Raw genomic sequence first — 12,546 nt, forward strand, 5'->3', positions numbered from 1 at the left:
AAAAGCCCGCCCGCGAACTGCGAACGGGCCCGAATGGAAGGCTGGCGGTACAGCGATCAGAAGAAAGCCTGAATACCGGTCTGGGCGCGGCCCAGGATCAGCGCATGAACGTCATGCGTGCCTTCATAGGTGTTCACAGTTTCCAGATTCTGCGCGTGGCGCATGACGTGGTATTCGATCTGAATACCATTGCCGCCATGCATGTCACGGGCCTGGCGCGCAATATCGAGCGCCTTGCCGCAATTGTTGCGCTTGACGATGGAAATCATTTCCGGCGCCATCTTGCCGTCGTCGAACAGACGACCGACGCGCAACGAAGCCTGAAGGCCGAGCGCGATTTCGGTCTGCATGTCTGCCAGCTTTTTCTGGTAAAGCTGCGTGCCGGCCAGCGGCTTGTTGAACTGCTTGCGGTCAAGGCCGTACTGACGGGCACGGAACCAGCAATCTTCCGCAGCGCCAAGCACGCCCCAGGAAATGCCGTAACGGGCGCGATTGAGGCAGCCGAAGGGACCCTTGAGGCCGGAGACATTCGGCAGAAGCGCATCTTCCGAGACTTCGACGCCGTCCATGACGATTTCGCCAGTGATCGAGGCGCGCAGCGAAAGCTTGCCGCCGATCTTCGGCGCGGAAAGGCCCTTCATGCCCTTTTCAAGCACGAAGCCGCGAATGGCATTGTCATGCGCTGCAGACTTTGCCCAGACGACGAACACATCGGCGATCGGCGAGTTCGAGATCCACATCTTCGAGCCTGTGAGGCGATAGCCCCCGTCGATCTTTTCGGCGCGGGTCTTCATGCCTGCTGGGTCGGAACCCGCATCAGGCTCGGTCAGGCCGAAGCAGCCGATCAGCTCGCCGGAGACAAGGCCCGGAAGATATTTCTTGCGCTGTTCGTCCGAGCCATAGGCATAGATCGGATACATCACGAGCGACGACTGCACGCTCATCATCGAACGATAACCGGAATCGACACGCTCGACCTCGCGCGCCACCAGACCATAGGCAACATAGCCCGCATTGGCCGCGCCGTACTCTTCAGGAAGCGTCACGCCCAGAAGACCGGCCTGCCCCATCAGGCGGAACAGCTCCGGATCGGTCGTCTCGTCCAGATAAGCCTTTTCAACGCGAGGCAGCAGAACATCCGTCGCGAAAGCCTTGGCCGAGTCGCGTATCATGCGCTCGTCTTCGGTCAGCTGGTCATCCAGCAGAAACGGGTCTTCCCAGCTAAAAGCCGCACGTGACATCAGTGTATTCTCCTCAATGAAAATTTGCAGGAAATATGAACCGTGCCTCGGTTCGGCGCAATCGACGTTTACTCATCGATCTATTCCATTTAGTAATGGATCATGACCTCAATATCACGCCGCCTGCTTCCTTCCACCAGTGCGCTTGCCGCTTTCGATGCGGTCGCGCGGCATGAAAGCTTTTCGGCTGCGGCCGAGGAACTGTCGCTGACGCAAGGCGCGGTGAGCCGGCAGATTGCAACGCTTGAAGAGCAACTAGGGACAGCACTGTTCGACCGCACCAGCCGCCATGTGGTGTTGTCGGATGCCGGACGCGCCTATCTAAAGGCCGTGGGTCCGGCGCTCGCGTCGATCCGCGCTGCCTCGCTGCAAGTCATGTCGCGGATGCGCGGCACCACGCTCAATCTCGCTTTCCTTCCCACATTCGGGACACGCTGGCTGATACCGCGCATTCCGCGTTTCGTGGCGAAATATCCCGATATCATCCTCAATTTCGCGACCCGTATCGGCCAGTTCGATTTTGATCGCGAAGGATTGGATGCGGCGATCCATATTGGCCAGCCGGACTGGCCCAATGCCGACAGCGTGTTCCTGATGGATGAAACGGTGGCGCCCGTGTGCAGCCCCGCATTTCTTCAACGGAACCCGGTTCAAGCGCCGAGCGATCTTCTGCCGCTTCCTTTGTTCAATATGGCCTCGCGCCCCGGCGCGTGGGATCACTGGTTCAAGAGCCTCGACATGGCTGCGCCGGTGTCTCCGGGCATGCGATTCGAGCAGTTTTCCAATGTCTCGCAGGCCTGCATTGCCGGTCTCGGCGTTGCGCTGATGCCGCTTTTCCTCATTCGCGCGGAGATTGAAAGCGGACAGCTTGTCGTTGCCTGTCCGCACACGGTCAAAAGCCCGAGCAGCTATTACTTTGTGACGCCGAAGGCTCGTTCGAGCACTCCGGCGGTATCGGCTTTTCGAGACTGGCTGCTGGCGGAAATCAAAAGCGAGCGGTCAGGCGATTGAGCGGCTTGCAATCTCGTATGAATGCAGGCGCTTCTTGTGGTCATGGATCATGCCGGTCAGCATCAGCTCATCGGCACCGGTGCTTTCAGCAAAGGCCTTGATGCCCTTCGCCACAGTTTCCGGCCCGCCGACCACGCGGCATGACAGCATCTGGCGCACGAGCGCCTGCGCTGCCGGATCGAGGCGTTCCGCATAGCCCTCGACTGGCGCCGGAAGCTTGCCGGGGCGACCGCTGCGCAAATTGACGAAAGCCTGTAGCTGCGAGGTGAAAAGATAGTTCGCCTCTTCGTCGGTGTCGGCAGCAATCACATTGAGACCCAGCATCACATAGGGCTTCTGCATATATTCTGACGGTTCAAACCGCTCGCGATAAAGCGCGATGGCGCGTTCCATCTCCGCAGGCGCAAAGTGCGACGCGAATGCGTATGGCAGGCCAAGCATGGCAGCAAGCTGCGCGCCAAACAGGCTGGAGCCAAGAATCCAGACCGGCACATTCAATCCTTCGCCCGGCACTGCGCGCACACGCTGGCCCGGTTCAGCCGGTTTGAAATAGTTCAGCAACTCGACCACATCCTGCGGAAAGGCGTTTGCATCGCTGTCGAGATTGCGACGCAGCGCATGGGCGGTGATCTGGTCGGTGCCGGGCGCGCGCCCAAGCCCGAGATCGATACGGCCCGGAAACAGGGAGGCCAGCGTGCCGAACTGTTCCGCAATCACCAAAGGTGAATGATTGGGCAGCATGACGCCGCCCGCGCCGACGCGGATTGTGGAGGTGCCGTTGGCGACGTAACCAATGACCACGGATGTCGCGGCACTGGCGATGCCCGGCATATTGTGGTGCTCGGCGAGCCAGTAACGGTGAAAGCCGAGCCGTTCGGCATGTTGCGCAAGTTCCAGCGTGTTGCGCAGCGACTGCGCTGCATCGCTACCTTCGGGAACGGGCGAAAGATCAAGAACGGACAAAGGTATCATACTGGCTCATATGGGTTGGAACGCCGCATTCGCAACGTCAGCAGAACAAAAAAGGGCGACCTATTTCTAGGCCGCCCTTTGTCGTTGGTTCAACGCAAGTTTCAGTGATGTGGCGCGGGGGCCGGTTCGCCGCCCTCGTCGGACGAGGCGACATACTCGCCTTCCACATCCTTCTTCGCGATGAAGGTGTAGAACATCGGCACCACGAACAGCGTGAAGATAGTGCCGATCACGATGCCGGTGAAGATCACCAGACCCATCGAGTAACGAGCTGCCGCACCCGCACCCGTGGCGATAATCAGCGGCACAACGCCAAGCGCCATGGCTGCCGTGGTCATCAGGATCGGACGCAGACGGGTTTCAGCCGCGACGATGATCGCATCCCGGCGCGACAGACCATGCAGGCGGCGCTGCTGATTGGCGAATTCCACCATCAGAATGCCGTGCTTGGTAATCAGCCCGACAAGGGTGATGAGACCGACCTGCGTATAGATGTTCAGCGTGCCGAGACCGATATTCAGCGGCACGATTGCGCCGAAGATCGACAGCGGAACCGACATCATGATGATGAACGGATCGCGGAAGCTTTCAAACTGCGCCGCAAGCACCAGATAGATCACGATCACCGCGAGGCCGAAGGCGATCAGGATCGTGTTGCCCTGCTCCACTTCCAGACGCGACTGGCCGGAATAATCCAGGAAGAAGCCTTCCGGCATCTTGGACTTGGCTAGGTCGACCAGTGTTTGCAAGCCCTGCCCGGTGGTGACGCCCGGCAGAGGCAGCGCCGAAATCGTCGCCGAATTCAACTGGTTGAACTGTTCGATAGCCGCAGGCGAAGCGTTCTGGCTGATCGTGATGACCGAAGAGAGCGGGATCATCGAGCCGGAAACACTGCGCACATAGAAGTCGCCCAGCTTTTCCGGGTTCGAACGATAGCTGTCCGGCACCTGCGTGATGATGTCATAGCTGTTCGAATCGCGGTCGAACTTCGCGACGGATGCACCGCCGGTCAGGAGACCCAGTGTCGAACCGATATCGCTGATCTGCACGCCCAACGTCGCCGCCCGGTCACGGTCGATGGTGATCGTGATCTGCGGTGCGTTGAAGGACAGCGAGTTCTGCACGATGATGAACTGGCCGGATGCCTGCGCCTCGTTCTTGATTTCCTCGGCAAGCTCGAAAACCTGATCGGCCGGGCCGGTCGATTGCAGAGCAATGGAGATCGGCAGGCCGCCGCCCGTTCCCGGCAGGGATGGAGGCGCGAAGATGAAGGCTTCAACACCTGCGACCTTGGAGATCCGTGCGGTCAGGTCTTCCTGAATCTGCTTCTGCGAACGGGTACGTTCGTTCCAGTCGTTCAGCACCCAAAGCGCGATACCCGATGTCGTGCCACCATCCATGCCGACGATCTGGAAGCGGGTCTTCAGTTCAGGAAGATCCTTGGTCAGTTCGTCGATCTGTTCGGCGTAGAGGTTGGTATAGGCCGAGGTTGCATATTGCGGAGCCTGGAACATCGAGAACAGCGCGCCGGAATCTTCTTCCGGTGCCAGTTCGCTCGACGTGTTCATGAACAGGAAGCCCGTCAGGCCCATCAGCGCTATGACGATCATCAGCGTGATGCCGCGATAGTTGAGCGAGTTGGAAACGCGGCGGTGATACCATTTCTCGAAACGCGAGAAGGTCCGGTCGATGAACATCTGGAACCGGGTCTGGTCGCCGTGCTTGAGCATGCGCGCGCACATCATCGGCGAAATGGTCAAGGCGGCCACACCGGAAATGATAACCGCGCCAGCCAGCGTGAAGGCGAATTCGCGGAACAGAGCGCCCGTCAGTCCGCCTGTGAAGCCCAGCGGTGCGAACACCGCCGCCAGCGTGATCGTCATGGCGATGATCGAGCCGGTGATTTCCTTCATGCCCTTGAACGCGGCATCCATGGGCCGGAGGCCCTCCTCGATATGCCGGTGAATGTTCTCCAGAACCACGATGGCGTCATCGACCACAAGACCGATGGCGAGAACCATGGCGAGCAGCGACAGGAGATTGATCGAGAATCCGAGCACATAAAGGAAGAAGCACACGCCGATCAGCGAAATCGGAATCGTGACGATCGGAATCAGCACCGAGCGGAACGAGCCGAGGAAGACGATGATGACCAGAATGACGATAGCCACGGCTTCGCCGATGGTCGTGAAGACTTCCTTGATCGAAGAGCTGATCTGCTCGGTCGCGTCGTAAACCAGAACGAGCGACATACCTTCCGGCAGCGACGCCTGGATGGACGGCAGCTCCTTACGGACGGCAGCGGCCATATCGATTGGATTTGCCGCCGGTGTCGGAAAGACGCCGAGGAACGTACCAGCCGAGCCGTTGAACGAAACGATGGTGTCCGTGCTTTTCGCTGCCAGTTCGACCCGCGCCACATCGCGCAGACGAACCACATCGTCACCGGAAGCCTTGATAGGCATCGCGCCGAAGGCTTCCGGGGTCTGCAAGGTCGATTTCAACGTGATCGAAGACGCGACATATTCATTCTTCGTCGTGCCCGGCGCCGACAGGAAATTGGAGGCATTGATCGCCGCCAGAACCTCCGGTGCCGTGATCTGGCGGGCCGCAAGCTGGATCGGATCGAGCCAGACGCGCATCGAATAAACCTGACCGCCCAGAATTTCAGCCTTTGCAACGCCCTGAATTGTGGACATGCGCGGCTGGATGACGCGCTCCAGATACTCGGTGATCTGTTCGCTCGTCATGTTCGGGTTCTGCGCCGCCAGATACATGGTGGCGAAGTTCTGACCCGTACCCTTGACGATAACCGGATCGTCGGATTCGTCCGGCAGGTCGCCGCGAACCTGATTGACCTTGGCGATGACTTCCGTCAGCGCCGCATCCGGATTTGCGCCAAGCTTCATCTGCACGGTCACGGTGCTCGAAGACGGACGGCTTGAGGACGTCACATAGTCGATGTTTTCGGTCGTCGCGACGGCTTCGGCGATCGGTGCGGTGATGAAGCCCTGAATGAGATCGGCGCTCGCACCGGCATAGGTGGTCGTTACCGTAATGACGGTTTCGTCGACCTTCGGATATTCGCGCACCGTCAGCTGCGCGATACCTTGAAGGCCCAACAGAATGATCATGAGGGCGACCACCGTGGCAAGCACGGGGCGCCGGATGAAGATATCGGAAAAGCTCATCTTGATCGCCTATTGCTTGCCAGCCGGCTGGTTGGCCGGAATCGGGTTGACGGTGTTGTCGATTTTCACCGGAACACCGGGCGAAAGCCGGTTCTGACCTGCCGTGATGATGATGTCGCCAGCCTTGAGGCCGCTCGTCACTTCAACAAGACCGGAATAACGGCGTCCAAGCTTGATGAAGACCTGCTGCGCAACCTGCTTTTCGCCGTTTTCCGGCTTGGCATCGGTTGCGGGAGCCTTGGCGGCATTGTCGCCTTCGGCAGCCTTCGCACCTTCCTGCTTCTGTTCCGGACGGACTGCATAGACATAATCGCCGTAAAGGCTGGAGATGATTGTGGTCTGCGGAAGAGCAATGACATTGTTTTCTTCCGGCAGCTCGACGCGAACCTGAACGAACTGTCCCGGCGTCAGCTTGTGATCCGGATTCTGGACTTCGGCACGCACGGAAACGAGACGGGTCGCGGGATCGATCTTCGGATCGATACCGACAATCTTACCGGTAAAGTCGAGCGCCTCCGCGCTCGAGCCGACCTTGACGGTCTGTCCGAGCTTGATTGACGTCACGGACTGTTCGGGAACCGTGAAGTCGATACGCATCACATCCGTGTTCTGCAGCGTGGCGATGACCGTGCCAGGCGTCAGATACTGGCCGAGATCGACCTTGGAAATGCCGATGACGCCAGAGAACGGCGCCTTGACGGACTTCTGGGCCAGCGTCGCACGCATTTTTTCAACGCGAGCGCTTGCTGCATCGGCAGCCGAAGCGGTTGTGTCGACGTTCGACACAGCGCCAACACCGCGTGTACGCAGCGTATCGGCACGCTTCAGGTTCTGCCGGGCAAGAACGGCTTCAGCTTCGGCGGCAGCGAGGTCGGCCTTCTGAATGCTGTCTTCCATCTGAAGCAGCAGGTCGCCTTCCTTGACTTCCTGATTGGCCTTGAAGTTGATCTTCTGCACCACGCCGTCCAGCTGCACGGTCAGGTCGACACCATTAAGCGCATTGGCCGTGCCAATCGCTTCGATGCCCGGCCTCCACACGCCCGGCTCCACCGTGACAGTCGAAACCGTCTGGGCGGGCTGCTGCATGTTGGCGAAAAAGTCCTTGATCGCCTGTGATCGGAACAGGTTAAAGCCTACGAGGCCTCCAACGACGATCACGAGGAATATTATTGCCAGTATAAGGCGCTTGATCATTGCGGATGCACTCCAGATGGCTCCCTGATCGATCAGGGTTGGGGGATTGGCCGCGGCGCCTTCTTTCGCATTCACGCAAAGGTCGCGCGTATTTTACTTGAATGAAAGTGGCGAATAACTGTACCGTCCAGACGGTATTGTCAACACTCGAACTGTCAGGAGACACCAGTAAGTTGCCAACTAAAAAGAAAGTCTCGTCGCGCGAACGTATTTTGCGCGCTGCTATCGAGCTTGCCCGTGAGATCGGCCCTGCTCACCTCTCTCTCGATGCCGTAGCAGCCCGTGCGGGGCTTTCAAAAGGCGGATTGCTTTATACTTTTCCGACCAAGGCCAAACTGCTCGAAGCGGTGGTCGAAGAATATATGAAAGAACATGAACGCGCCATGGAGGTTCAGGAAACGCTTCAGAAAGGCGATAAAAACCGCGTGGCGCGGGCTTTTCTGGATGTTTACCGGGTGCAAGCCGATGACGAGCCGCCAGCTTGCGGCGTTCTTGCCGCGCTTGCCGAGGACCCCGGCTTCATGGTGCCGGTCCGGCAATACCACCGGGCTTTTCTCGACCGCATGATCAAGGATACCACCGACTCCGATACGGCCCTGATTGTCTTTCTGGCAGTCGCCGGTCTGGAATGCTCCAAATTGATGGAATGTGAAATTCTGGACGATGAAGAGCAACGCGCCGTACTCTGCCGTCTGGAGAACATGCTGACAGAAAGCTGACAGCACGTCCTTTCTCTTCTAAATTCGCGAATCAGAGCGGGGGCAAGTCGCCCCTCGCCCATCCTTCCGAGGTTTCGGCGGCGAAATTGGTGAAGCGGCCGTCAGCGATTGCCGCGCGGATACCCTTCATCAAATATTGATAGTAGGCAAGGTTGTTCCAGGTAAGCAGCATTGCGCCGAGCGCTTCCCCGGATTTCACCAGGTGATGCAGATAGGCGCGGCTGTAGTCGCGTGATGCCGGGCAATCCGATTCCGGATCGAGCGGGCGATGGTCGTCCGCATGGCGCGCATTGCGCAAGTTGACCTTGCCGAAGCGCGTGAATGCCAGACCGTGACGCCCTGCCCGCGTCGGCATAACGCAATCGAACATGTCGATGCCGCGGGCGACCGACTTGAGGATATCGTCCGGCGTGCCGACGCCCATCAGATAGCGCGGCTTTTCCGATGGCAGGATCGGGCAGACGACTTCTAGCATGTCGAGCATGACCTGCTGCGGTTCGCCGACCGCAAGGCCGCCCACAGAATAGCCCTTGAGGTCCATGGCCTTCAGCGCTTCCGCCGATTTTTCGCGCAGGCGTGCCACGTCGCCGCCCTGGACGATGCCGAACATCGCCTTGCCCGGCTGGTTGCCGAAAGCGACCTTGCAGCGTTCGGCCCAGCGCAGCGACAATTCCATTGCCCGCTCGGTGTTCTTTTCCGGCGAAGGCAGTGCCACGCATTCATCGAGCTGCATCTGAATGTCGCTATCGAGCAACCCCTGAATCTCGATGGATCGCTCCGGCGTCATTTCATAAGGCTTGCCGTCGATATGCGAGCGGAATGTCACGCCATTTTCGTCGAGCTTGCGCAGTTGCGCAAGCGACATGACTTGAAAACCACCGGAATCGGTGAGGATCGGGCCTTTCCAGCCGCCGAACTCATGCAGGCCGCCAAGACGCGCCACGCGTTCGGCACCGGGCCGCAACATTAGATGATAGGTATTGCCAAGGATAATATCCGCACCAAGTTCTTTCACCTGGTCCATATACATGGCCTTGACCGTGCCAGCAGTGCCGACCGGCATGAAGGCAGGCGTGCGAACCACGCCGCGCGGCATGGAAATTTCACCCTGACGAGCAGCGCCGTCTGTCGCCAGCACCTTGAATTCGAAGTTTTCGGTTGTCATGCGCTGTCTTTAGCTTTGTCGGCTCGCTCTAGCAAGCTACCGTCACCATAGGAATAGAAGCGATAGCCGTTGCTGATGGCGTGGTCGTAGGCGGCGCGCATCGTCTCAAGTCCGCTGAAAGCCGAAACCAGCATGAACAGCGTCGAGCGCGGCAGGTGGAAATTGGTCATCAGCAGATCGACTGCACGGAACTTATAGCCGGGGGTTATGAAAATATCGGTCGCACCGGACCATGGACGGATGACGCCGTCCTCGCCAGCAGCACTTTCGATCAGGCGCAGCGACGTCGTGCCCACGCAGACTATCCTGCCGCCCCGCGCGTGCACGGCGTTGAGCGCATCGGCAGTGCGTTGCGACACATGGCCGATTTCCGAATGCATCTTGTGATCGGCCGTGTCGTCGGCCTTGACGGGCAGGAAAGTCCCCGCCCCCACATGCAGCGTCACGAAATGTTCTTCAACGCCCTTGGCTTTGATCTTTTCCAGAAGCTCCGGCGTGAAATGCAAACCGGCGGTTGGGGCCGCGACCGCACCTTCTTCGCGCGCATAGACTGTCTGATAGTCCTTGCGGTCGCGCTCATCTTCGGCGCGCTTGGATGCGATGTAAGGCGGCAGCGGAATGTGCCCGACCGAGGCAATCGCCTCATCCAGCAGGGCGCCGGAAAGATCGAACACCAGAAGCGCCTCGCCTGCATCGCGCTTTTCCGCCACGGTGGCATCGAGCGTGCCGAGGAAGCAGCTTGATCCCGAATGGCCGAAACGGATGCGGTCGCCCTCTTTCACGCGCTTGGCCGGACGCAGGAATGCCTTCCAGCGGTCAGGGCCGGTGCGCATATGCAGCGTTGCGCTGACTTGCGAAATATTGCCCTCACGCTCGCGCATGCCTTCAAGCTGTGCGGGAATGACCTTTGTGTCGTTGAACACGAGCGCATCGCCCGGTTGCAGCAGATCAGGCAATTCGAATACCTGTCGATCCTCGAATGGCTGACCGGGACGGACACGCAACAGCTTGGCGTGGTCACGCGGCTCAACCGGGCGCAGAGCGATGCTCTCTTCCGGCAAATCGAAATCAAAAAGATCAACACGCATGGAGAACCTCAAGAGCATTTCCAGCAAAAGTGCGAAGCGCCTACGCGAGGAAATCAGTTCACTGGACTGATTTCTGATCCCGCTTCGATGCGTAGGACAATGCGGTAAACGAATCACGGCCCCGGCATGAACCGGAGCCGTAATTTCTCATTGGAACAGGCAGGATCAGATGTCGGCAGCGATACGCGCCGTCACGATCTGGTCCGGATCGGCAACAGGTTCGCCGCGCTTGATCTTGTCGACATTGTCCATGCCTTCGATGACCTGACCCCAGACGCTGTACTGGCGGTCGAGCCACGGAGCATCGGCAAAGCAGATGAAGAACTGCGAATTGGCCGAATTCGGGTTGGCGGAACGCGCCATCGAAGCCGTGCCGCGCTTGTGCGGCGTGTTGGAGAACTCGGCCTTCAGGTCCGGCTTGTCCGAACCGCCCATGCCAGCGCGCGAGCCGTTGAAATGAGCGCCGCCCGTCTTGCCGAACTTCACGTCGCCGGTCTGTGCCATGAAGCCGTCGATCACGCGGTGAAACACCACGCCATCATATGCGCCTTCGCGAGCCAGTTCCTTGATGCGCGCCACATGATCCGGCGCCAGGTCCGGATAGAGTTCCAGAACAACATTGCCCTTGGTGGTTTCCAGAACGAGCGTGTTTTCAGGGTCTTTGTAAGCCATTGGGCCTCTCCTTGCATTTACTTTTTGGCGGCCTGAAGCGTGGCCTTGATGATCTTGTCCGGGTTTGTCACGGCGCCATTATCGGCTTCGCTGCCCTTCTTTATCTTGTCGACGACATCCATGCCGCTGACAACCTTGCCGACCACCGTATACTTGCCGTTGAGGAAGGAGCCGTCCGCAAACATGATGAAGAATTGCGAGTTGGCCGAGTTCGGGTTCTGGCTGCGGGCCATGCCGACCGTTCCGCGCACGAAGGGTTCCTTCGAGAATTCTGCCGGAATATCCGGATAGTCCGAGCCGCCGGTGCCGACGCGTGAAGCATCGAAGTTCTTGTCCATGTTGCCGAATTTCACATCGCCGGTCTGGGCCATGAAGCCCGGAATAACGCGATGGAAAGCAACGCCGTTATAAGCGCCTTCACCGACCAGCTTTTCGATCTGGGCGACGTGTTTCGGGGCAAGATCGGGACGAAGCTGGATGGCCACGTCGCCGTCTTTCAGCTTGAGAACCACGGTGTTTTCGGCATTGGCTGCAGAAGCCGTCTGGACTGCACCTTGTGACAGCGCGAAGAAAGCGGCAGCAGCAAACGCTGAGCGAATGAAAGACATGATCGAAAAACTCCCTGTGGTCAGGATTTGAATTTGGCGTTCAAGGCGGCAGAGACAGCCGCAGGAACGAAAGGTTTTATATCTCCGCCCATGGAGGCAATCTGGCGAACCAATGTGGCGGTAATCGTGCGAACAGCCGGGTCCGCCGGGAGAAACACGGTCTGCAATTCCGGCGCCATGGTGCCGTTCATGCCTGCCATCTGCATTTCATAGTCGAGATCGGTGCCATCGCGCAAACCGCGCACCATCAATTGAGCGCCGTGCTGGCGCGCCGCATCGATAACCAGCCCGTCGAAGGAAATGACGGAAACCCGGTCCGCATCCTTGCCAAGAACAGACTTGCAGCTTTCGCCGATGAGCGCCACACGCTCCTCGAAGGTGAAGAGAGGCTTTTTGCCGGGGTGAACGCCAATCGCGACAATGACCTCATCGGCAAGGCGCAGGGCACCTTTGAGGACATCCATATGGCCGTTCGTCACCGGGTCGAAGGAACCCGCATAAATCGCGATTGTCATTTCTTCCAGCTAGCCTTTTCTGACGGTATTTTCAACAAGAACCACAGCGCTAAGAAAACAGAAACCATGAAAACAGATGAACGCGATATGAACCGCGATTTCACGACAAGTTCACAACCGATTTACCAAGATGGGCGCAAGTTCGGTGCAACCTTTTCGCTTCTGAAGCG

General features: G+C 58.7%; 11 protein-coding genes. 2 read left to right on the forward strand and 9 right to left on the reverse strand.

Going from position 1 to position 12,546, the window contains the following annotated elements; all coding sequences use genetic code 11:
- Nucleotides 1–56 precede the first annotated feature (56 nt).
- Entirely contained in the window at nucleotides 57–1,241 is a 1,185-nt protein-coding gene (locus F9K78_RS05750) for an acyl-CoA dehydrogenase (RefSeq protein WP_162929762.1), read from the reverse strand.
- Between the two features lie 102 nt (nucleotides 1,242–1,343).
- Between F9K78_RS05750 and F9K78_RS05755 the strand changes: the two genes are divergently transcribed.
- A complete protein-coding gene (locus tag F9K78_RS05755) occupies nucleotides 1,344–2,252 on the forward strand; it encodes a LysR family transcriptional regulator (RefSeq protein WP_121983154.1) in 909 nt (302 codons plus the stop codon).
- Here F9K78_RS05755 and F9K78_RS05760 read toward each other — a convergent pair.
- The 3 genes from F9K78_RS05760 to F9K78_RS05770 all read right to left on the reverse strand — a co-directional run bounded on the left by F9K78_RS05760 (nucleotide 2,241) and on the right by F9K78_RS05770 (nucleotide 7,609).
- On the reverse strand, nucleotides 2,241–3,224 hold the full coding sequence (locus F9K78_RS05760; RefSeq protein WP_121983153.1) for an LLM class flavin-dependent oxidoreductase: 984 nt from the start codon (nucleotides 3,222–3,224) through the stop codon (nucleotides 2,241–2,243). The two genes, F9K78_RS05755 and F9K78_RS05760, sit on opposite strands and share 12 nt — an antisense overlap.
- Nucleotides 3,225–3,325: 101 nt before the next feature.
- The gene (locus tag F9K78_RS05765; RefSeq protein WP_121983152.1) at nucleotides 3,326–6,415 is read right to left on the reverse strand and encodes an efflux RND transporter permease subunit; all 3,090 of its coding nucleotides are present in this window, start codon (nucleotides 6,413–6,415) and stop codon (nucleotides 3,326–3,328) included.
- 9 nt (nucleotides 6,416–6,424) lie between these two features.
- A complete protein-coding gene (locus F9K78_RS05770) occupies nucleotides 6,425–7,609 on the reverse strand; it encodes an efflux RND transporter periplasmic adaptor subunit (RefSeq protein ID WP_121983151.1) in 1,185 nt (394 codons plus the stop codon).
- A gap of 173 nt (nucleotides 7,610–7,782) precedes the next feature.
- On the opposite strand from F9K78_RS05770, the gene F9K78_RS05775 reads away from it, so the two are divergent.
- The gene (locus F9K78_RS05775) at nucleotides 7,783–8,328 is read left to right on the forward strand and encodes a TetR/AcrR family transcriptional regulator (protein ID WP_121983150.1); all 546 of its coding nucleotides are present in this window, start codon (nucleotides 7,783–7,785) and stop codon (nucleotides 8,326–8,328) included.
- A 31-nt stretch (nucleotides 8,329–8,359) separates the two neighbouring features.
- Here the strand turns inward: F9K78_RS05775 and tgt are convergent, their stop codons facing one another.
- The 5 genes from tgt to coaD all read right to left on the reverse strand — a co-directional run bounded on the left by tgt (nucleotide 8,360) and on the right by coaD (nucleotide 12,376).
- Nucleotides 8,360–9,493, reverse strand: coding sequence for a tRNA guanosine(34) transglycosylase Tgt (gene tgt, locus F9K78_RS05780; RefSeq protein WP_121983149.1), 1,134 nt, complete (start codon nucleotides 9,491–9,493; stop codon nucleotides 8,360–8,362).
- A complete protein-coding gene (gene queA, locus F9K78_RS05785; RefSeq protein ID WP_122066437.1) occupies nucleotides 9,490–10,581 on the reverse strand; it encodes a tRNA preQ1(34) S-adenosylmethionine ribosyltransferase-isomerase QueA in 1,092 nt (363 codons plus the stop codon). The genes tgt and queA overlap by 4 nt, the downstream gene beginning before the upstream one ends.
- Before the next feature lie 165 nt (nucleotides 10,582–10,746).
- Nucleotides 10,747–11,253, reverse strand: a complete 507-nt coding sequence (locus F9K78_RS05790) for a peptidylprolyl isomerase (RefSeq protein ID WP_121983147.1) — start codon at nucleotides 11,251–11,253, stop codon at nucleotides 10,747–10,749.
- A 17-nt stretch (nucleotides 11,254–11,270) separates the two neighbouring features.
- Nucleotides 11,271–11,861 carry a peptidylprolyl isomerase gene (locus tag F9K78_RS05795; protein WP_121986401.1) on the reverse strand — a complete coding sequence of 197 codons (591 nt, stop codon included), beginning with the start codon at nucleotides 11,859–11,861 and terminating at the stop codon, nucleotides 11,271–11,273.
- Nucleotides 11,862–11,881: 20 nt separating this feature from the next.
- A complete protein-coding gene (gene coaD / locus F9K78_RS05800) occupies nucleotides 11,882–12,376 on the reverse strand; it encodes a pantetheine-phosphate adenylyltransferase (protein WP_121983145.1) in 495 nt (164 codons plus the stop codon).
- Between the last annotated feature and the right edge of the window lie 170 nt (nucleotides 12,377–12,546).

The organism is Brucella pseudintermedia (assembly GCF_008932435.1).
Lineage (GTDB): Bacteria > Pseudomonadota > Alphaproteobacteria > Rhizobiales > Rhizobiaceae > Brucella > Brucella pseudintermedia.

What these genes read in the sequence shown, in the direction of transcription:
- F9K78_RS05765 (WP_121983152.1), bottom strand. Translation starts at nt 6,415, where the DNA reads ATGAGCTTTTCCGATATCTTCATCCGGCGCCCCGTGCTTGCCACGGTG.
- F9K78_RS05770 (WP_121983151.1), bottom strand. Translation starts at nt 7,609, where the DNA reads ATGATCAAGCGCCTTATACTGGCAATAATATTCCTCGTGATCGTCGTT.
- tgt (WP_121983149.1), bottom strand. Translation starts at nt 9,493, where the DNA reads ATGACAACCGAAAACTTCGAATTCAAGGTGCTGGCGACAGACGGCGCT.
- F9K78_RS05795 (WP_121986401.1), bottom strand. Translation starts at nt 11,861, where the DNA reads ATGTCTTTCATTCGCTCAGCGTTTGCTGCTGCCGCTTTCTTCGCGCTG.
- F9K78_RS05755 (WP_121983154.1), top strand. Translation starts at nt 1,344, where the DNA reads ATGACCTCAATATCACGCCGCCTGCTTCCTTCCACCAGTGCGCTTGCC.
- coaD (WP_121983145.1), bottom strand. Translation starts at nt 12,376, where the DNA reads ATGACAATCGCGATTTATGCGGGTTCCTTCGACCCGGTGACGAACGGC.
- F9K78_RS05750 (WP_162929762.1), bottom strand. Translation starts at nt 1,241, where the DNA reads ATGTCACGTGCGGCTTTTAGCTGGGAAGACCCGTTTCTGCTGGATGAC.
- F9K78_RS05760 (WP_121983153.1), bottom strand. Translation starts at nt 3,224, where the DNA reads ATGATACCTTTGTCCGTTCTTGATCTTTCGCCCGTTCCCGAAGGTAGC.
- queA (WP_122066437.1), bottom strand. Translation starts at nt 10,581, where the DNA reads ATGCGTGTTGATCTTTTTGATTTCGATTTGCCGGAAGAGAGCATCGCT.
- F9K78_RS05790 (WP_121983147.1), bottom strand. Translation starts at nt 11,253, where the DNA reads ATGGCTTACAAAGACCCTGAAAACACGCTCGTTCTGGAAACCACCAAG.